General features: G+C 58.8%; 19 protein-coding genes and 1 tRNA gene. 15 read left to right on the top strand and 5 right to left on the bottom strand.

The genetic code is table 11. The annotated features are described in order from the left end of the window. The first annotated feature begins 132 nt into the window (after window positions 1–132). Window positions 133–1,194 carry a class I SAM-dependent methyltransferase gene (locus GGE33_RS25075; protein WP_183829555.1) on the top strand — a complete coding sequence of 354 codons (1,062 nt, stop codon included), beginning with the start codon at window positions 133–135 and terminating at the stop codon, window positions 1,192–1,194. A 243-nt stretch (window positions 1,195–1,437) separates the two neighbouring features. Here GGE33_RS25075 and GGE33_RS25070 read toward each other — a convergent pair. Continuing rightward, window positions 1,438–1,527, bottom strand: a tRNA-Ser gene (locus GGE33_RS25070). A 319-nt stretch (window positions 1,528–1,846) separates the two neighbouring features. On the opposite strand from GGE33_RS25070, the gene rplU reads away from it, so the two are divergent. From rplU to GGE33_RS25000, 14 genes are all read left to right on the top strand, one after another. Further along, window positions 1,847–2,158, top strand: coding sequence for a 50S ribosomal protein L21 (gene rplU, locus GGE33_RS25065; protein ID WP_183829552.1), 312 nt, complete (start codon window positions 1,847–1,849; stop codon window positions 2,156–2,158). Window positions 2,159–2,187: 29 nt separating this feature from the next. Then, on the top strand, window positions 2,188–2,457 hold the full coding sequence (gene rpmA / locus GGE33_RS25060) for a 50S ribosomal protein L27 (protein WP_183829549.1): 270 nt from the start codon (window positions 2,188–2,190) through the stop codon (window positions 2,455–2,457). Window positions 2,458–2,586: 129 nt separating this feature from the next. Then, complete coding sequence (locus GGE33_RS25055; RefSeq protein WP_148143780.1) at window positions 2,587–3,234, top strand: GNAT family N-acetyltransferase; 648 nt, start codon at window positions 2,587–2,589, stop codon at window positions 3,232–3,234. Next, entirely contained in the window at window positions 3,231–3,818 is a 588-nt protein-coding gene (locus GGE33_RS25050; protein WP_183829546.1) for a GNAT family N-acetyltransferase, read from the top strand. The genes GGE33_RS25055 and GGE33_RS25050 overlap by 4 nt, the downstream gene beginning before the upstream one ends. Window positions 3,819–4,105: 287 nt before the next feature. Beyond that, window positions 4,106–5,167, top strand: coding sequence for a GTPase ObgE (obgE, locus tag GGE33_RS25045; protein ID WP_183829543.1), 1,062 nt, complete (start codon window positions 4,106–4,108; stop codon window positions 5,165–5,167). Next, a complete protein-coding gene (proB, locus tag GGE33_RS25040) occupies window positions 5,164–6,348 on the top strand; it encodes a glutamate 5-kinase (protein ID WP_183829540.1) in 1,185 nt (394 codons plus the stop codon). Before obgE ends, proB begins: the two co-directional genes overlap by 4 nt. Continuing rightward, entirely contained in the window at window positions 6,338–7,618 is a 1,281-nt protein-coding gene (locus GGE33_RS25035) for a glutamate-5-semialdehyde dehydrogenase (protein WP_183829537.1), read from the top strand. The genes proB and GGE33_RS25035 overlap by 11 nt, the downstream gene beginning before the upstream one ends. Before the next feature lie 50 nt (window positions 7,619–7,668). Continuing rightward, window positions 7,669–8,265, top strand: a complete 597-nt coding sequence (locus tag GGE33_RS25030) for a nicotinate-nucleotide adenylyltransferase (protein WP_183686884.1) — start codon at window positions 7,669–7,671, stop codon at window positions 8,263–8,265. Window positions 8,266–8,456: 191 nt separating this feature from the next. Next, window positions 8,457–8,846: a ribosome silencing factor gene (rsfS, locus tag GGE33_RS25025; protein WP_148143774.1), complete on the top strand. Its 390-nt coding sequence runs from the start codon at window positions 8,457–8,459 to the stop codon at window positions 8,844–8,846. 103 nt (window positions 8,847–8,949) lie between these two features. Beyond that, window positions 8,950–9,432: a 23S rRNA (pseudouridine(1915)-N(3))-methyltransferase RlmH gene (gene rlmH / locus GGE33_RS25020; RefSeq protein ID WP_183829534.1), complete on the top strand. Its 483-nt coding sequence runs from the start codon at window positions 8,950–8,952 to the stop codon at window positions 9,430–9,432. Between the two features lie 87 nt (window positions 9,433–9,519). Continuing rightward, window positions 9,520–10,938: a murein hydrolase activator EnvC family protein gene (locus GGE33_RS25015; RefSeq protein WP_183829531.1), complete on the top strand. Its 1,419-nt coding sequence runs from the start codon at window positions 9,520–9,522 to the stop codon at window positions 10,936–10,938. After that, window positions 10,928–12,259 carry a S41 family peptidase gene (locus GGE33_RS25010; RefSeq protein ID WP_183829528.1) on the top strand — a complete coding sequence of 444 codons (1,332 nt, stop codon included), beginning with the start codon at window positions 10,928–10,930 and terminating at the stop codon, window positions 12,257–12,259. Before GGE33_RS25015 ends, GGE33_RS25010 begins: the two co-directional genes overlap by 11 nt. Window positions 12,260–12,329: 70 nt before the next feature. After that, window positions 12,330–13,514, top strand: coding sequence for a divergent polysaccharide deacetylase family protein (locus GGE33_RS25005; protein ID WP_183829525.1), 1,185 nt, complete (start codon window positions 12,330–12,332; stop codon window positions 13,512–13,514). Window positions 13,515–13,527: 13 nt separating this feature from the next. Beyond that, window positions 13,528–14,070 carry an RNA pyrophosphohydrolase gene (locus GGE33_RS25000; RefSeq protein ID WP_183829521.1) on the top strand — a complete coding sequence of 181 codons (543 nt, stop codon included), beginning with the start codon at window positions 13,528–13,530 and terminating at the stop codon, window positions 14,068–14,070. A gap of 68 nt (window positions 14,071–14,138) precedes the next feature. Here GGE33_RS25000 and bfr read toward each other — a convergent pair whose 3' ends face one another. The 4 genes from bfr to fdhF all read right to left on the bottom strand — a co-directional run bounded on the left by bfr (window position 14,139) and on the right by fdhF (window position 18,290). Further along, window positions 14,139–14,624, bottom strand: coding sequence for a bacterioferritin (bfr, locus tag GGE33_RS24995; protein WP_183829518.1), 486 nt, complete (start codon window positions 14,622–14,624; stop codon window positions 14,139–14,141). Beyond that, a complete protein-coding gene (locus GGE33_RS27620; protein ID WP_246436459.1) occupies window positions 14,590–14,919 on the bottom strand; it encodes a (2Fe-2S)-binding protein in 330 nt (109 codons plus the stop codon). Before GGE33_RS27620 ends, bfr begins: the two co-directional genes overlap by 35 nt. A gap of 142 nt (window positions 14,920–15,061) precedes the next feature. After that, complete coding sequence (locus GGE33_RS24990; RefSeq protein WP_183829515.1) at window positions 15,062–15,334, bottom strand: formate dehydrogenase subunit delta; 273 nt, start codon at window positions 15,332–15,334, stop codon at window positions 15,062–15,064. 76 nt (window positions 15,335–15,410) lie between these two features. Beyond that, on the bottom strand, window positions 15,411–18,290 hold the full coding sequence (gene fdhF, locus GGE33_RS24985) for a formate dehydrogenase subunit alpha (protein WP_183829512.1): 2,880 nt from the start codon (window positions 18,288–18,290) through the stop codon (window positions 15,411–15,413). Window positions 18,291–18,339: the final 49 nt, after the last annotated feature.

The raw sequence follows: 18,339 nt of genomic DNA, 5'->3' as shown, positions 1-18,339 counted from the left end.
TTGCGAAATAAAAGGCCGATCCAGAATCCTTTTTCGAAGACGTGCCGAGCAGTCTGAATGGACTGCGTTTGATTGGATTTATATGTGTCGATGTGCTAATTTAAATCGGTGCTTTGCAACTGGGAGGCTTCGATGCGTGAACCGGATATGCAGAAACTCGACACATTGGTCAGCCGCCTTGTTGGTGATGTCGGTGCAGCCGTGACGGGAGCGCTGGTCGTGCTGGGTGACCACGTGGGTATTTTCAGGGCAATGGCGGATGGTGAGCCTGTCCAGGCGGCTGAACTGGCGGCTAAAACAGGTGTGAAGGAGCGATATCTGAGGGAGTGGCTAAGTGCCCAGGCTGCTGCCGACTATATCTGCTACGACGAGCGAACGGATCGCTTCAGCCTGTCGCCTGAACAGGCCATGGTTTTCGCCGAAGAAAACAGCCCGGCCTTTTTCGTCGGAGCGTTCGAAGTCGTTCAATCCATGTGGATGGATGAACCGAAGATTGCCGACGCGTTTCGAACGGGTAAGGGCGTCGGTTGGCATGAGCACAGCAATTGCCTCTTCCGAGGGACTGAACGGTTTTTCCGTCCCGGTTACAACAGCTACCTCGTTGCCGACTGGATCCCAGCTCTCGATGGCGTAGAGGCAAAACTCAAGGCTGGGGCCAGTGTTGCGGACATCGGATGCGGCCACGGCGCATCGACCATTCTGATGGCGCAGGCATATCCGGCCTCGCGGTTCATAGGGTTCGACTACCATGGACCATCGATCGAGAGAGCAAGAGCGACCGCCGAGAGTGCAGGAGTGGCGGATCGGGTAACTTTCGAGCAGTCACCCGCTGCTGCTTTCCCGGGTCGTGACTATGACCTCATTGCGATGTTCGACTGCCTTCACGACATGGGAGATCCCGTCGGTGCAGGGCGGCATGTCAGGGAAACACTTGCGACGGGCGGAACATGGATGATCGTTGAACCCTTCGCGCATGATCACCTCAAGGACAATCTCAACCCGGTGGGCCGTGTCTATTACGGAGCATCAACGATGATCTGCACGCCGGCCTCGCTTTCTCAAGAGGTCGGACTTGGGCTCGGCGCACAGGCTGGAGAGTTACGGCTTCGCAGGGTTGCGCTCGATGCAGGATTTACGCACTTCCACCGAGCAACGGAAACCCCTTTCAATATGGTATTTGAGGTAAGAGCGTGAGCTCTGTTCGATGTTGCAAGCTCATGCGATATCGGGCGCAGCCTTTGAAGGTGTGTCGTCCGTGCTTCGCTTGATCACACACGCCGGTTTTCGCCATCCGTCCAGCAAAACAGTGCGGGAAACCATTCATTGTCTGCCAAGCCACATTCTCGAATGTTCGAGCGTGTTTATCCTCTGCGAGCAGTGAGCCGGTAAAGACAAAAACTCACAGTGCTAGCAGATATCACGATCCAATGGCGAATATGGCGGAGAGGGTGGGATTCGAACCCACGGTGCCCTCGCAGGCACGCCGCATTTCGAGTGCGGTGCTTTCGACCACTCAGCCACCTCTCCGCTTTGCTGGTCGGCGCATGTTGCGCGGGCTGTCTCATAGCGGCGAAAAATCAGGCTGGCAAGGGGCGAAATGCAAGTCTTCATATCCTTTTACCTTGACAGTTTTTTGTCGCTCGCGTAAGCCCGCCTGCGTTCAGGTGTGGAAATGCGTCCGCGCCTGACGATCGCAAGAGATCCTGGTGGTTTTCGTGCGATTTCACCGGCAGATCAGTTTTGAAAAGATACCTCTTTTCCTGACCCCCCCTGCTAAAGACCGACTGATAAAAAGACGGCCCTTCTCGTCGAGAAGAGAGCCGGAACGAACATGAAAGGATATAAAATGTTCGCAGTCATCAAGACCGGCGGTAAGCAGTACCGCGTGGCCGCCAACGACGTGCTGACCATCGAAAAGCTGGAAGCCGAAGCTGGTGCAGTAATCGAATTCAACGAAGTTCTGGTCGTCGGCGTTGGCGCCGATGCCAAGATCGGCGCACCGTTTGTTTCGGGCGCGACGGTCAAGGCCGAAGTTGTCGAGCATAACCGTGGCAAGAAGGTCATCTCCTTCAAGAAGCGTCGCCGTCAGAATTCCAAGCGTATTCGCGGTCATCGCCAGCATCACACGGTCGTCCGTATCACCGACATTCTCGGCTAATCAGGTTTCGAAGTTAAAGGAGAACTCCCATGGCACATAAAAAAGCTGGCGGTTCGTCGCGTAACGGTCGCGATTCTCAGTCCAAGCGCCTTGGCGTGAAGAAGTTCGGTGGCGAAGTCGTCATTCCGGGCAACATTATCGTGCGTCAGCGCGGTACGCAGTGGCATCCGGGCGCCAATGTTGGCCTCGGCAAGGACCACACGATTTTTGCGCTCACCGCAGGCAACGTGGATTTCCGCACGAAGGCGAACGGCCGCGTATACGTGTCCGTAATGCCGAAAGCGGAAGCCGCAGAATAAAGCCGGCAAGCGTTATGCAACCGGCGTCTCATCGACCCGGTTGAACGTTCAAGGTTCAGTCAAAGAAAAGGGAAGATGGGGCGCTACCCCAGCTTCCCTTTTTCTTTTTACCCCAGAGGAGACTGAACCATGCAAATCGAATTGTTGAGGGCGAGCCAATCCCGGCCGCCGGAAGAACGGCTGCGGCCGGACCGGTCCGAGGATCGGTCGAGAAGCGAGTGCCCCGTCTTACTGTCGCCGAGACTGGTTCTCCGCGCACCCCACAAAGAAGACATCGACGCACTTGCCCATCTCGCCAACAATGCCGCCATCGCAACGATGGTGTCGCGCATGCCGCATCCCTATACTGCGACAGACGCAGCCGATTTCGTGCGACGCACGAATGCTGGCGAGATTGGCAAATGCGTCTATGCCATTACCCGAGGAAATGACGGCGCCTTCCTGGGATGCTGCGCACTGGAGCCGCAGGCAGACGAACGCACGCTCGAAATCGGCTATTGGCTCGGCGAGCCCTATTGGAACGAAGGTTATGGCACGGAAGCTGCCCATGCGCTGATCGATATGGCTTTTCGTACCAGAAGCGAAATCGACCAGATCGATGCGCGGTGCCGGGTTACCAACATTCCATCCAAGCGGGTGATCCAGAAGTGCGGCTTCCAGTTCCAGGGATCCGGCATGATCGATTGCCTTGCGGAAGGTGCCATGGTGCCGGTTGAGTGGTTCCGTCTGGATCGCAAGACCTGGATATCGTTGAGAAGCTGGGGAGAGCTGAGATGAACGCCGCAATCGTCGAAAGATCTGTCGAAGTTCGGCTGGCACCGGGGCCGTGCCCGATCATCCAGTCCCACCGGTTGACCCTGCGTCCTCACCGGATCGGCGATGCGGATGCTATCGCGGCATCGCTTGCCGATTTCAAGGTTGCCCGCATGCTTTCTCGCGTGCCGCAGCCTTATCATCGAGATGACGCGATCGATTGGCTGGTGCGCCAGACCTCCGGGCTGATGCCGGATTGGAGCCTTGCAGTCACCACGGGCGATGACGTCCATATCGGCGTCGTCGGCATGGAATTGCGCAGAGACGGCTGGCACCTGGGATATTGGTTGAACCGGTATTACTGGGATCATGGCTATATGACAGAAGCTACCGGCGCCGTGCTGGAACGTTTCTTCCGGCGCATGCCGGACGCCGTGGTGCATTCCGGTGCCTTTGCCGACAACCTCGCTTCGCTCAATGTGCAGCGAAAGCTCGGTTTCAGGATTGTCGATGCGGGAGAGGTTTTCTCGACTGCGCGCAACCGCATGGCGCCGCATATCGAGACGATGCTGGAGGCCGGCGATCTGGTGCGGCCGCAGGCCTGCTAAAAATGCTGATGGCCATTGGTGTCTGCCGGTGGCCATCAACATGTCTCAAGCGATACGGGATTGATCTGGCCAGAGAGATCCGCTGGCGGTATCGAAAACCCTGATCGGGGCGTGCGGTATCCGTTCCATGCCGCAGACCCGCTCGTGCTGGAGCCGCATTACAGCTTATGGCTGACGAACTTCATGATAATCTTTGACCTTAAAGGCAACGAACGGTATCGAAACGCTAAAGAAGGCGTCCAGAAATCCCTGATGACGTTGCGTAACACAAGACTGACGGCAGCAAGATGAAATTTCTCGACGAAGCAAAAGTCTATATTCGCTCCGGTGACGGTGGCGCGGGTGCAGTCTCGTTCCGGCGGGAAAAGTTCGTCGAGTTCGGCGGGCCGGATGGTGGCGATGGCGGACGCGGCGGCGACGTCTGGGTCGAGGCGGTAAACGGTCTCAACACGCTGATCGATTTCCGCTTCCAGCAGCATTTCAAGGGCAAGATCGGTACCCATGGCATGGGCCGTAACCGCACCGGCGCCAATGGTGAAAGCGTGACGTTGAAAGTGCCTGTCGGCACGCAGATCTTCGAGGAAGACAATGAAACCTTGATCATGGACATGATCAAGGAAGGCCAGAAGTTCCGCCTGGCCAAGGGCGGCAATGGTGGTTTCGGCAACACCCACTTCAAGAGCCCCACCAACCAGGCGCCGAACTGGGCCAATCCAGGTCTTGAAGGCGAGGAAAAGACGGTCTGGCTGCGGCTGAAGCTGATTGCCGATGCCGGTCTCGTGGGGCTTCCCAATGCCGGCAAGTCGACCTTCCTTGCTTCGGTTACCCGCGCTCGACCTAAGATCGCCAATTATCCGTTTACGACCCTCCACCCCAATCTGGGCGTTGCGGCGATCGACGGGCGCGAATTTGTGCTTGCCGATATTCCGGGCCTGATCGAAGGGGCGCATGAAGGGATCGGCCTCGGCGACCGCTTCCTCGGCCATGTTGAGCGCACCCGCGTGCTGCTTCATCTCGTCTCTTCGATGGAAGAAAAGGTCGGCCAGTCCTACAAGACGGTCAAGGCGGAACTTGAGGCCTATGGTGGCGGCCTGACCGACAAGCAGGAAATCGTCGCACTGTCGCAGATCGATATCCTGGATGAAAAGGAACTGAAGAAGAAGGCGAAGGAACTGGAGAAGGCCTGCGGCCAGACGCCGTTCCTGATTTCGGCTGCGACGGGCAAGGGCATGACGGAAGTCCTGCGTGCCCTTCGTGACGTCATTCTCGAAGCCAGCGAAGGTGACGAAACGACCCTGCCGGACAAATCCGCACCGGTGCAGGACTATGACGAGGATGGGGAGCTATGACCGGCGGCAGTACCAATAGCCGCAAGGCGCTTTCCAGCTATCGCCGGGTCGTCATCAAGATCGGCTCGGCGCTGCTTGTCGATCGCAAGACCGGGCTGAAATCCGCGTGGCTCGATTCCATCTGCAGCGATATCGCGGCGTTGAAGGCGGCGGGTGTCGATGTGCTCGTCGTGTCTTCGGGCGCAATCGCCCTGGGTCGCACCGTTCTCGACTTTTCCGCCGGTGCTCTGAAACTCGAAGAAAGCCAGGCGGCCGCGGCTGTCGGTCAGATTGCGCTTGCCCGCGCCTGGTCGGAAAGCCTGTCGCGTGATGCGATCGTCGCCGGCCAGATCCTGCTGACTTTGGGCGACACGGAAGAACGCCGCCGTTATCTGAATGCCCGCGCAACCATCAAGCAGTTGCTGAAGATCGGCGCTGTGCCGATCATCAACGAAAACGATACCGTCGCGACATCGGAAATCCGCTATGGCGACAATGACAGGCTGGCTGCGCGTGTCGCGACGATGACGGGGGCCGATCTCTTGGTGCTTCTGTCGGATATCGACGGGCTTTACACCGCTCCTCCGCATCTCGATCCCGAGGCTAAGTTCCTCGACACGATCGCGGCGATTACGCCTCAAATCGAGGCGATGGCTGGCGGTGCCGCATCCGAACTGTCGCGCGGCGGTATGCGCACCAAGATCGATGCCGGCAAGATCGCGACCGGCGCCGGTTGTGCGATGATCATTGCATCAGGCAAGACGGACCATCCCCTGCAGGCGATCGAGCAAGGCACGCGCTCCTCATGGTTTGCACCATCCGAGGCGCCGGTGACTGCGCGCAAGACCTGGATTGCCGGGCAATTGCAGCCCGCGGGCGAACTGCATGTCGATAATGGTGCGGAAAAGGCGCTTGGTCTGGGTAAAAGCCTGCTCCCTGCAGGCGTTCGCCGGATCGCAGGTCATTTCCACCGCGGCGATACGGTTGCCATCATCGGTACCGATGGGCTTGAGATTGCCCGCGGTCTGGTCAGTTACGATGCCGATGAGGCGCGTCAGATCACAGGGCGGAAATCTACCGAGATCGAAGCGATATTGGGTTATGCCGGCCGCGCCGCCATGGTTCATCGCGGCGACCTGGTGATGACGGGTGGGCTTCGGTCGAAGACAGGCCGCAAGGAGGAGGTTATCCATGCTGGATAAGGTTTCGACGGCCGATATCGACAAGGTCATGGCCGAAATCGGCCGCAACGCCAAGGCGGCTGCGCGTCAGCTTGCGATTGCGTCGACGCAGGCGAAGAACATGGCGCTGCATGCCATGGCGGATGCGATCGTCGCGGCCATGCCCAGGATTCTTGCGGCAAATGCCGAAGACCTGAAGCAGGTGGAAGGCAAGGGTCTGCTACCATCCTTCATCGATCGCCTGACATTGACGGAAAAGGGTATTTCCGCAATGGCACAGGGCTTACGCGAGATCGCCGAATTCAAGGATCCGGTCGGAGAGGTGATTGCCGCCTGGGATCGTCCGAACGGATTGAATATCGAGCGTGTCCGCACGCCGCTCGGCGTCATCGGCGTGATTTATGAAAGCCGTCCCAACGTGACTGCAGACGCCGGTGCATTGTGCCTGAAAGCCGGCAATGCGGTGATCCTGCGCGGCGGTTCGGATTCGGCGCAATCATCTCAGGCTATCCATGATTGCCTTGTTGCTGGCCTGAAGGCTGCCGATCTTCCGGAGCATGCGATCCAGATCGTGCCGACGACCGATCGTGCGGCTGTCGGCGCCATGCTGTCCGGTCTCGATGGTGCAATAGACGTTATCGTCCCGCGCGGCGGCAAGAGCCTTGTCGCCCGTGTGCAGAACGAGGCGCGCGTGCCGGTCTTTGCGCATCTGGAAGGCCTCTGCCATATCTATGTCGACACATCCGCCGATCTTGAGATGGCGAAGAAGATCGTCGTTAATGCCAAGATGCGGCGCACCGGCGTCTGCGGCGCGGCCGAAACGCTGCTGGTCGACAAGGCCGTTGCCGGCACGCATCTCGTGCCGCTTCTGCAAGCATTGAAGGACGCCGGCTGCGAGATCCGCGGATCGGCAGAAGTCCTGCTTGCCTGCCCGACGGCGGCAGCGGCGACGGAAGAAGACTGGCACACGGAATATCTGGATGCGGTGATTTCGGTCGCGGTCGTTGACGGTATCGATGGCGCGATCCGGCACATCAACACCTACTCTTCCAGTCACACGGAAGCGGTAATTGCCGAAGACCCAGCCGTTGTGTCGCGTTTCTTCAACGAGATCGATTCCGCCATCCTGTTGCACAATGCGTCCACGCAGTTTGCCGATGGCGGCGAATTCGGCATGGGTGGCGAGATCGGCATTTCGACCGGCAAGATGCATGCGCGCGGCCCGGTCGGCGTCGAGCAGCTGACCTCGTTCAAATACCGTGTGCATGGCACCGGCCAGATCCGTCCATAGAGCTTCGGCCCGACGTGGAAGAAGAGAAGATCGATCGCCAATATCTTACCATGCCGCATATCGAGCGCGGCATGGCCGTCGGGCTTTTCGGCGGTTCGTTCAATCCGCCGCATGAAGGCCATCTGCTGGTCGCCGAAATTGCGCTGCGTCGTCTCGGTCTCGATCAGCTCTGGTGGATGGTGACGCCGGGAAATCCGCTGAAAAGCCGTAGCGAGCTTGCGCCTCTCAGCGAGCGAATTTCGCTGAGCGAGCATCTTGCCCGTGATCCGCGCATCAAGGTGACTGCGTTCGAAAAGACACTCGGCGGCTCCTATACGGCCGATACGCTTGCCCATGTGAAAGCCAGAAATCCCCAGGCCCATTTTGTCTGGATCATGGGGGCCGACAGCCTGCAATCCTTCCATCTCTGGCAGAAATGGCGCGAAATTGTCTCGATGTTTCCGATCGCGGTCGTTGATCGGCCGGGTGCGACCCTGTCATTCCTGTCGTCGAAAATGGCCCGCACATTCGACTACGCGCGCGTGGATGAGGATGATATCGGTACGCTCTGGAAGCGGCAGGCGCCTGCCTGGACCTTCATTCATGGCCCCAGATCGACGCTGAGTTCGACCGCGCTCAGGGCGAATGGCCGCAAGAACTCACCATGAACCTGAAGGAGCGTCTACACATGACGGTTTCGCGTCATGCGTTCACTTCTGATGGTCCTCCCTTGAAAGATTAACCATTCGGTGCCAACTTCATCAAAGCGGCCGACCTCGATCGGATTCGCTGGAAGTGCTTGTTGCTGTTACTTGGTAAGAAAGGACAAACCCTGACAACAGTACACGCCAAGGGAAAGATGGTTTCCATCCTCCCGCAGAGTTCCGAACGTGGCGCCGATGCCGCAGCTCGCGCTCTCGAACTGATCCTCAATAGCCTTGAGGATTCCAAAGCAGAAGATATCGTCACCATCAATATTGCCGGAAAATCGGCGCTGGGCGACTACATGGTTGTGGTCACCGGGCGATCGAGCCGCCATGTCATGGCGATCTGCGACCATCTTGTCACCGACCTGAAGGACGAGGGGCTTGGATCCCCGCGTGTGGAAGGTCAGGAAAGCGGTGACTGGGTGCTGATCGACACGGGTGATGTGATCGTTCACGTGTTCCGTCCCGAAATCCGCGAGTTCTACAACATCGAAAAGATGTGGGCAGCTCCGGAGATCGAAGAGGGACCGCTGCTGCATTGAGCGGTTTGGGCTTGGCCTGAACCGTCGAAAGCCGTTAAAGCAAGACTGGCGTCACGCGCCGGTGCAGCACTCTTCGGCTGTTCGAATTTAGACGGATCAGGACATGCGTATTACCCTTTTTGCCGTGGGACGGCTCAAGGCCGGCCCGGAGAAGGACCTTGCGTCCCGCTATCTCGACCGTTTCGCCAAGGCCGGCCCCGCCGTCGGCCTGGAGCTGGCGAAGCTGGTGGAGGTACAGGAAAGTCGCGCGTCCAATGCCGATACCCGCAAGCGCGAGGAAGCCGGCGTCCTGGAAAAGGCCTTGCCCGAGGGCGCCATCCTCGTTCTGTTGGACGAACGCGGCAAGACGCTCGACAGCCAGGCTTTTTCGGATGCGGTCGGCCGTTATCGCGACAATGGAAAGCGCGACATGATGCTGGCTATCGGCGGTGCAGACGGTCTTGATCCGGAGCTTCGCGCCAGGGCGGATCTCGTTCTTAACCTTGGTACGATGACCTGGCCGCATCAACTGGTCCGCATTCTAATAGCAGAACAGTTATACCGGGCTGTTACCATTCTTTCCGGCCATCCCTATCACCGCGTTTAACCTTTCGTTCAGGCGCAAACACGATGTTGTTTGTGGCGGGCCTAAGCAAATCAGCCTAGCCTTCGCATTCTATCACTCGGAGCGGATATGGACGCCAGTCGGAAAAGACCTGCCAGATATGGATCAGGCTTGGCCAGCACGCTGGCCATTGCCGGTCTTCTGCTGGCCGTTCCGCAGCCGCTATATGCGCAGGATGCCGCGCCGCCGGGCGATGGCGCGGTAAACGCAGCCCCGGTCGAGGCTGCCGGTCCGACAGCTGAATTGAGGCAGAAGCAGGAAGAGACGCGCAAGGAGCTCGAGGCGCTCGGCAAGACGATGCAGCTGTCGGGAGACAAGATCGCCGATATCGAGAAAAGCATTGCGCAGACCAACAAGGATAGCGCCGATATCCGCCAGGCCCTGATCGATTCTGCGAAGAAGCGGCAGGATCTGGAGCGTAAGATCCAGGAAAGCGAAAAGAAGATCGCTGCCCTCGGCGTCCAGGAAGACGGAATTCGCGCATCGCTTCGCAGTCGCCGGGGTGTTCTTGCGGAAGTGCTCGGCGCGCTTGAGCGCATGGGACGCAACCCGCCGCCGGCATTGCTGGTGAAGCCGGAGGATGCGCTTGCTTCCGTGCGCAGCGCCATTCTTCTCGGTGCCGTCGTGCCGGGCATGCGTGCGGAGGCCGAACGCCTCGTTGCCGATCTGAAGGCCCTGAGCGAGACGCGTAATGCCGCAGCGAGTGAAAAGCAGGCCGTGTCGGACACGATTGCCGCGAGCCTTGAAGAAGACAAGCGGATGGATCTTCTTCTGGCTGAAAACGAAAAATTGAACGGCCGGAATACGGCGGAACTCGAGGCAGAGCGGCGGCGCTCGGAGGAACTTGCAGGCCGGGCGACATCGCTCGAAGGGCTTATCTCTTCGCTGGAAAGTGAAATATCCTCGGTGCGGGAGGCGATGGAGGCCGCCAGGGCGGAAGAGGAGCGCCAGAAGCGCCTCACGCAGGTCGAGCGCGAGAAGGCGAGAGAGCTTGCCGAAAACGGTGTGCCCGACAAAAACCGCATTGCGCCAGCATATGCGTTTTCAAGCCTGAGGCAGAAGCTGGCCTTTCCGGTGGCAGGCGATGTCGTACGTTGGTTCGGCGATCCCGACGGGACAGGACATACGGCGCGCGGCATCACCATCGCATCCAATGCCGGGGCCATCGTGACTGCGCCGGCGGATGGTTCAATCGTATTTGCCGGAGCGTTCAGAAGTTACGGCCAAACGATCATTCTTAATGTCGGTGACGGGTATTACGTGGTCTTCACTGGCATGAAGGATGTGAACGTTCGTCAGGGAAGCTTTGTATTCAGCGGTGAGCCGATCGCCGTGATGGGTGAGAAAAGAGTGGCGAGTGCAACTGCGTTGGCGCTGGAAACGGATCGCCCAACGCTTTACATTGAATTTAGAAACGGCAACACCACGGTTGATTCCAAGCCATGGTGGTCAGCCAAGGAAACTGGAAGGGCGCGAAATGATTCGTAGGGCTTCGCTTGTCATCGTCGGTGCACTCATGGGTGCGACAGCGATGAGTGTCATCTATTCGGCCGGCGTGCCGGCCCAGGCAGCCGGAGCGTCGACCTATAAGGAACTTTCGATTTTTGGTGACGTCTTCGAACGCGTTCGCGCTCAATATGTGACGGCGCCGGATGAGGAAAAGCTGGTCGAAAACGCCATCAACGGCATGCTGACCTCGCTCGATCCGCATTCGAGCTTCATGAATGCCAAGGATGCCGAAGACATGCGGACACAGACCCGCGGAGAATTCGGCGGTCTTGGCATCGAAGTGACGATGGAAAACGAACTGGTCAAGGTCATCGCGCCGATCGACGACACGCCCGCTTCCAAGGCCGGCATTCTTGCCGGTGACTTCATCTCCGAAATCGATGGTCAGTCCATCCGTGGCCTGAAGCTTGAGGATGCCGTCGAGAAGATGCGCGGCGCGGTCAATACGCCGATCAAACTCACTGTCATCCGTCAGGGCGCCGACAAGCCGCTCGAAATCACCGTGGTTCGCGACGTTATCGCCGTGCGTGCGGTCAAGTCCCGCGTGGAAGGCGGGGATGTCGGTTATGTTCGCGTCATTTCCTTCACCGAAAAGACATATGATGATCTCGAAAAGGCAATCCTGAAGATCAAGGCCGATGTTCCGGCCGACAAGTTGAAGGGTTACGTTCTCGACCTGCGTCTCAACCCGGGCGGTCTTCTGGATCAGGCGATCAATGTATCGGACGCCTTCTTGGAGCGTGGCGAAGTTGTTTCCACCCGCGGCCGCAATGCCGACGAAACCCGCCGCTTCAACGCCGGTCCGGGCGATCTGACCGACGGCAAGCCGGTCATCGTGCTGATCAATGGCGGTTCGGCTTCTGCGTCGGAAATCGTTGCCGGTGCACTTCAGGATCTTAAGCGTGCAACCGTCGTCGGTACTCGGTCCTTCGGCAAGGGCTCCGTCCAGACGATCATCCCGCTCGGTGATGCCGGTGCGCTGCGTCTGACGACTGCGCTCTATTACACGCCGTCCGGCAAATCGATCCAGGGTACGGGCATCAACCCGGACATCAAGGTCGAGCAGCCGCTCCCGCCGGAACTGCAGGGCAAGTTGAAGGCAGAAGGCGAATCCAGCCTCAAGGGCCATATCCAGGGCAATGCCGAGACGGAAGAAGGCTCCGGTTCCGCAGCCTATGTGCCGCCGGAAGCCAAGGATGACATCCAGCTGAACTATGCCCTGGATCTTCTCCATGGCACCAAGACGGATCCGAGCTTCCCGGCAAGCCCGGACAAGGCTGCGGCAGCCGTCAAGAAGTAAGAACAGTGCCGGGGGAGCCTGAACGGCTCTCCCGGATTTTTCAAGACCGCGGGATAGCACGGATATTAGCGTGGGTACTGATCTCCATGCACCCTTGGGACAAGGGCGGCCGCCGAAAACGAAACGTTCGTTGAGTGGTTACAAGGCCATTCTCTGCGGCGGTGTGGTCCTTGTCGGCGTTATCGCTCTCTCCATCTATGTCATTCGCGAAGACGACGGACTCAGGCAGGTTGCCGCCAATATCGAGCAAACGCCTTCCGGCGATAAATCCGCACCTTCGACAGAGGCGGAGGCTCGTTCCGCGCAATCGGGCACATCGTCCGAGCGGACCCCGTCAGGCGCCAATATCGAGCGCATCCCCACGGGCGACGGAAACTACGTTACCAAATATACGCCGCGTGACCGGTCCGGGCCGCAGGTCATCGATGCCCAGCGGATGGGCCAGGACCCGCGCGTAGCAGGCCAGCCGAACCCAGATCTTGTCGAAGAAACCGAGGACGGAAAGCTGCCGATCATCGGCGCCGACGGTCTGCGTCCGATGGACCAATATGCAAGGCCATGGTCAGGCGAGAGGGGCGCGCGTGTTGCCATCGTCATCAGCGGCCTCGGCCTCAGCCAGACCGGCAGCCAGAAGGCGGTGCAGCAACTGCCGGCGGGTGTGACGCTTGCATTTGCAGCGAGCGGCAACAGCCTGCAGCGCTGGATGCAGGAAGCGCGGCGCAAGGGGCATGAGATATTGCTGCAGGTTCCGTTCGAACCTTTCGATTATCCGGCGAACGATCCGGGGCCAGGTACTCTGCTGACAGCGAACTCCGCCAAGGACAATCTCGCGCGCCTCCACCAGGCCATGGCGCGGGTCACCAATTATACCGGCATCGTCAATTATCAGGGCGCACGTTACCTTTCGGATGAAAAGGCGCTGCGGCCGGTGCTGCAGGACGTGGCGAAGCGTGGGCTCCTTTTCCTCGATGACGGGACGTCTTCTCTTTCAAAGACGAATTCCGTATCCGATGCCGTCAAGCTGCCTCATGCCTTTGCCGATGTCGTGCTCGACGGACAGGTGCAGACCCAGGCCATTCTTCGCAAGCTCGATGAACTCGGCCGCATCGCGGACCGGCAGGGGACGGCAATCGGCATTGCCGCCGCTTACGACGAGAGCATCGATGCTGTAAGGAAGTGGAGCGAAGAAGCGACGCAGCGTGGCATCGAGATCGTTGGCGTATCAGCGATTGTACGCGATAAAAGCGAACCCTGATGGAGAATGAAGCATGGCCAAGAAAGACGGGGCCGGGAAGAGTGGTACGGTGAAGGCTGAAGACCTGCCGTATCGGCCCTGCGTGGGCATCATGGTGCTCAACCGTGACGGACTGGTCTGGGCCGGCCGGCGGATCTCCGAGGGCAACAGCGAATATGACGGCTCGCCGCAGCTCTGGCAGATGCCGCAAGGCGGCATCGACAAGGGAGAAGACGCGCTTCCTGCTGCCTATCGCGAGCTTTACGAAGAAACCGGCATGAAGACGGTGACCCTGCTTGCGCAATCGAAAGACTGGATCAATTACGATCTGCCGGCGCATCTGATCGGTATCGGGCTCAAGGGCAAATATCGCGGGCAGACCCAACGCTGGTTTGCCTTCCGCTTCGAGGGTGATGAGAGCGAGATCGCCATCAATCCGCCGCCGGGCGGTCATTCGCCGGAGTTCGACGCCTGGGACTGGAAGCCGATGGCCGACCTTCCCGGACTGATCGTGCCGTTCAAACGGCAGGTCTATGATCAGGTGGTTGCGGAATTTTCACATCTGGCAGCGGCCTGAGTTCCGGCGCTAACACGAACAACAAATGACGAGAGAAGACCCGGCCCGAAAGCCGGGTCTTTGATCATTCACTCTGCAGCGTCGGCCGATTCCGCGTTGAGCTGGCCGTAACGTTCCTCACCGATCTTGGTCAGCAGGTCGAGCTGCGTTTCGAGGAAGTCGATATGACCTTCCTCATCCATCAGCAGTTCTTCGAACAGCTTCATGGAAACGTAGTCGCCTGCCTCATGACAGAGATCACGGGAGGCTTTGTAGGCCGTGCGGGCGTCGTATTCGCCGGCAAGATCGGCTTCCAATACTTCCTTGACATTCTGGCCGATACGCAGCGGCGCAACCGTCTGGAGATTGGGATGGCCCTCAAGGAAGATGATGCGATCGATCAGACGATCGGCATGCTGCATCTCCTCGATGGATTCGGCACGTTCCTTCTTTGCGAGCTTGGTGAAACCCCAGTCGCTCAGAAGACGATAGTGAAGCCAGTATTGATTAACGGCCCCAAGTTCGAGGAACAAAGCCTCGTTAAGCCGCTCGATGACCCTTTTGTCGCCTTTCAATGTCCGCTCTCCTGTTTTCCTCATGGAACTGCTTCAAGCGAGACAAATATATAACGACTTCGTCCTCCGTCGAGTGACGCAGGGCATGATATTCCTCCGTCGTGCGGATAATCAGATCCACGACGTTGGGGAAACAGCCGCAACAGCGACCGCGTTTGCTCATGGCATGATAGACTTTCGCCGGAACGATGAGCTGCCAACAGTCTTCGTCAAGAAGCTGGACGATGACGTCCTTGATTTCCTTGTCCGTGATGTAGTTGCAGCTGCAGACGAGCATTTCCGGTAGACCTGTCAAACATGACCAACGCTATCTTCTTTTGGAAAAGAAGACCTGGGATGTCAAGAAAAATCCTGTTCTGCTTAATCACGAGCTGCTAAATTGCCAAGCCTCGCCACCATGGATATGGCGCAAAGCGTTTCAACCTCGCAATCCAGCCTTATAGTGGCTTTGCAATGCCGCTGCTTGTCCCGGGTTTTGCCTGCGAAGATGGTCGGTGGATCAAGGTTGACGCTTCGATCACCAGCGGCATCAGTCCGTCCGCACCTTCATCCAGGCATTCGAACAGATGCCTGCGCATCCGTGGCTCCCAGAACCTGTTAATGTGGGTGGCAACGCCTTTTGCTCTGTCGGTTTCCGGCTGTGACATGAAGAAAGTGGCGATCTGATTTGCCATTCTGATCAGCTTTTCCCGCCCCTGATCATGCGACATCGATGAGCTCCTTTTTATCCGCAAGGCGAAGGATTTCCGAGGTTATGACAGGGATTCGGTGCGATCCTGACCGGCTCTACTCCGCTGCCTGTATTTTGCCTGCGATGCGACGTGAGCGGTTGGACAGATCATTGTAGTCCTCCTGCCATTGCGTCGGGCCGTTGGACGGGGAAACCTGTACTGCCGTCACCTTATATTCAGGACAGTTGGTTGCCCAATCGGAGAAATCGGTCGTGATGACATTGGCCTGCGTATCCGGGTGGTGGAAGGTCGTATAGACGACGCCCGGCGAGACCCGGTCGGTAATCTGTGCCCGAAGCGTGGTATCGCCCGAGCGGCTTGCAAGCTTGATCCAGTCGCCATCCTTGATGCCGCGTTGCTCTGCGTCATGCGGATGGATCTCCAGCCGGTCCTCTGCGTGCCAGATGACGTTTTCTGTCCGACGCGTCTGCGCCCCGACATTGTATTGGGACAGGATACGCCCGGTGGTGAGCAGCAGCGGGAAGCGTGGTCCGGTGCGCTCGTCGGTCGCCACATATTCGGTGCGAATGAATTTGCCCTTGCCGCGCACGAAACCGTCGACATGCATGATCGGCGAACCTTTAGGATGGGCCTCGTTGCACGGCCACTGTACCGAGCCCATTTTGTCGAGATAGTCGTAGGAAACCAGCCCGAAGCTCGGCGTCGTTGCGGCGATCTCATCCATGATTTCGGATGGATGGGCATAGTTCCAGTTCAGCCCCATCGCCTGTGCAAGCTTCTGGGTCACCTCCCAATCGGCAAGGCCGTTCTTCGGGGTCATCACCCTGCGTACGCGGTTGATGCGGCGTTCGGCATTGGTGAAGGTTCCATCCTTCTCGAGGAAGGTCGAGCCCGGCAGAAAGACATGGGCGTAATTGGCCGTTTCGTTGAGGAAAAGGTCGTGCACAACAACGCATTCCATGGCTTCGAGCCCGGCCGAGACATGTCTGGTATCAGGGTCGGACTGCAGAATATCCTCGCCCTGAATGTAGATGCCCTTGAACGTGCCTTCGACGGCTGCATCCAGCATGTTGGGAATGCGCAGGCCGGGCTCGTTGTTTAGCGTCACACCCCAGAGTTTTTCGAATGTGTCGCGCGTGGCATCGTCCGATATATGGCGATAGCCCGGAAGTTCATGCGGAAACGAGCCCATGTCGCAGGAACCCTGAACATTGTTCTGGCCGCGCAGCGGGTTCACGCCGACGCCCGGCCGGCCGATATTGCCCGTTGCCATGGCAAGGTTGGCGATCGCCATTACGGTCGTCGAACCCTGGCTGTGTTCGGTAACGCCTAGGCCGTAATAGATCGCGCCATTGCCGCCGGTGGCAAACAGCCGGGCGGCACCGCGCAGAAGATCGGCCGGAACGCCGGTAAAGCTTTCGGTTGCTTCCGGGCTATGGTTTTCTTCGGAAACGAAGGCCGCCCAGTCTTCGAATTCCGACCAATCACAGCGCTCACGAATAAACGCCTCCGCAGCCAGGCCCTCGGTGACGATGACATGCGCCAGTGCCGTCATGACTGCGACATTGGTGCCGGGTTTGAGAGGCAGGTGGTAGGCCGCTTCCACATGCGGCGTCCTCACCAGATCGATGCGGCGCGGATCGATGACGATCAGCTTTGCACCCTGCCGCAGTCGCTTTTTCAGCCGCGAGCCGAAGACCGGATGACCGTCGGTGGGGTTGGCGCCGATAACGATCACCACATCGGACTGCTCGATCGAATCGAAATTCTGCGTGCCGGCGGACGTGCCGAAAGCCTGTCCGAGACCGTAGCCCGTCGGCGAATGGCAGACGCGGGCGCAGGTATCGACATTGTTGTTGCCAAAACCGGCGCGCACCAGTTTCTGGACAAGAAAGGTTTCCTCGTTGGTGCAACGCGACGAGGTAATGCCGCCGATAGCGTCACGGCCATACTGGTACTGGATACGCCGGAACTCGGTGGCGATATGGGAAAACGCCTCTTCCCAGGTCACCTCCCGCCATGGATCGGAAATCCTCTCGCGGATCATCGGGTTGAGGATGCGGTCTTTGTGGCTGGCATAACCATAGGCAAACCGGCCCTTGACGCAGGAGTGGCCACGATTGGCCTGACCCTCCTTCCATGGCACCATGCGCACCAGTTCCTCGCCGCGCATTTCCGCCTTGAAGGAGCAGCCAACTCCGCAATAGGCGCAGGTGGTCACGGCTGAATGCTCCGGCTGACCGATTGCGATCACCGACTTTTCCGTCAGCGTCGCGGTGGGACAGGCCTGCACGCAGGCGCCGCAGGAGACGCATTCGGATTCGAGAAAATGCTCGTGCGCACCGGGCGAGACACGGCTTTCGAAACCGCGCCCCTCGATCGTCAGTGCGAACGTGCCCTGCACTTCCTCGCATGCGCGTACGCAACGCGAACAGACGATACATTTCGACGGGTCATAGGTGAAATAGGGGTTGGATTCGTCCTTCGGCATCCATTTCGCGTTGATGGCACCGTCGTTGCGCGCGAGTACATGATTGTCGCCCTCGTAGCCGTAACGAACGTCGCGTAGGCCGACCGCACCCGCCATGTCCTGCAGTTCGCAGTCGCCATTGGCAGCACAGGTGAGGCAGTCGAGCGGATGATCGGAGATATAAAGCTCCATCACGCCGCGGCGGATATCCTTCAGGCGGTTGGTCTGGGTATGGACGACCATGTTCGGTGCGACAGGCGTGGTGCAGGAGGACGGCGTGCCGTTGCGCCCCTCGACCTCCACCAGGCAGAGGCGGCAGGAACCGAAGGCGTCGACCATGTCGGTAGCGCAGAGTTTCGGGATCTGAATGCCCGCCTCCATCGAGGCCCGCATGATCGACGTGCCTTCCGGCACGGTTATGGCGCGGCCGTCGATGGTGAGTGTTACCTGTCTTTCAGAGCGGGATGCAGGCGTGCCGTAGTCGATTTCATGGATGAGAGACATGATGCGCCTCCTTGCTGGAAATAGGCATTCCTAATGTCCAGCTGGTGAG

Source organism: Aliirhizobium cellulosilyticum (genome assembly GCF_014198105.1).
Lineage (GTDB): Bacteria > Pseudomonadota > Alphaproteobacteria > Rhizobiales > Rhizobiaceae > Neorhizobium > Neorhizobium cellulosilyticum.
The sequence above is the reverse complement of the archived record's forward strand: the minus strand, read 5'-3'. Positions and strand labels throughout refer to the sequence as shown.

What these genes read in the sequence shown, in the direction of transcription:
- GGE33_RS25075 (WP_183829555.1), top strand. Translation starts at nt 133, where the DNA reads ATGCGTGAACCGGATATGCAGAAACTCGACACATTGGTCAGCCGCCTT.
- rplU (WP_183829552.1), top strand. Translation starts at nt 1,847, where the DNA reads ATGTTCGCAGTCATCAAGACCGGCGGTAAGCAGTACCGCGTGGCCGCC.
- rpmA (WP_183829549.1), top strand. Translation starts at nt 2,188, where the DNA reads ATGGCACATAAAAAAGCTGGCGGTTCGTCGCGTAACGGTCGCGATTCT.
- GGE33_RS25055 (WP_148143780.1), top strand. Translation starts at nt 2,587, where the DNA reads ATGCAAATCGAATTGTTGAGGGCGAGCCAATCCCGGCCGCCGGAAGAA.
- GGE33_RS25050 (WP_183829546.1), top strand. Translation starts at nt 3,231, where the DNA reads ATGAACGCCGCAATCGTCGAAAGATCTGTCGAAGTTCGGCTGGCACCG.
- obgE (WP_183829543.1), top strand. Translation starts at nt 4,106, where the DNA reads ATGAAATTTCTCGACGAAGCAAAAGTCTATATTCGCTCCGGTGACGGT.
- proB (WP_183829540.1), top strand. Translation starts at nt 5,164, where the DNA reads ATGACCGGCGGCAGTACCAATAGCCGCAAGGCGCTTTCCAGCTATCGC.
- GGE33_RS25035 (WP_183829537.1), top strand. Translation starts at nt 6,338, where the DNA reads ATGCTGGATAAGGTTTCGACGGCCGATATCGACAAGGTCATGGCCGAA.
- GGE33_RS25030 (WP_183686884.1), top strand. Translation starts at nt 7,669, where the DNA reads ATGCCGCATATCGAGCGCGGCATGGCCGTCGGGCTTTTCGGCGGTTCG.
- rsfS (WP_148143774.1), top strand. Translation starts at nt 8,457, where the DNA reads ATGGTTTCCATCCTCCCGCAGAGTTCCGAACGTGGCGCCGATGCCGCA.
- rlmH (WP_183829534.1), top strand. Translation starts at nt 8,950, where the DNA reads ATGCGTATTACCCTTTTTGCCGTGGGACGGCTCAAGGCCGGCCCGGAG.
- GGE33_RS25015 (WP_183829531.1), top strand. Translation starts at nt 9,520, where the DNA reads ATGGACGCCAGTCGGAAAAGACCTGCCAGATATGGATCAGGCTTGGCC.
- GGE33_RS25010 (WP_183829528.1), top strand. Translation starts at nt 10,928, where the DNA reads ATGATTCGTAGGGCTTCGCTTGTCATCGTCGGTGCACTCATGGGTGCG.
- GGE33_RS25000 (WP_183829521.1), top strand. Translation starts at nt 13,528, where the DNA reads ATGGCCAAGAAAGACGGGGCCGGGAAGAGTGGTACGGTGAAGGCTGAA.
- GGE33_RS24990 (WP_183829515.1), bottom strand. Translation starts at nt 15,334, where the DNA reads ATGTCGCATGATCAGGGGCGGGAAAAGCTGATCAGAATGGCAAATCAG.
- fdhF (WP_183829512.1), bottom strand. Translation starts at nt 18,290, where the DNA reads ATGTCTCTCATCCATGAAATCGACTACGGCACGCCTGCATCCCGCTCT.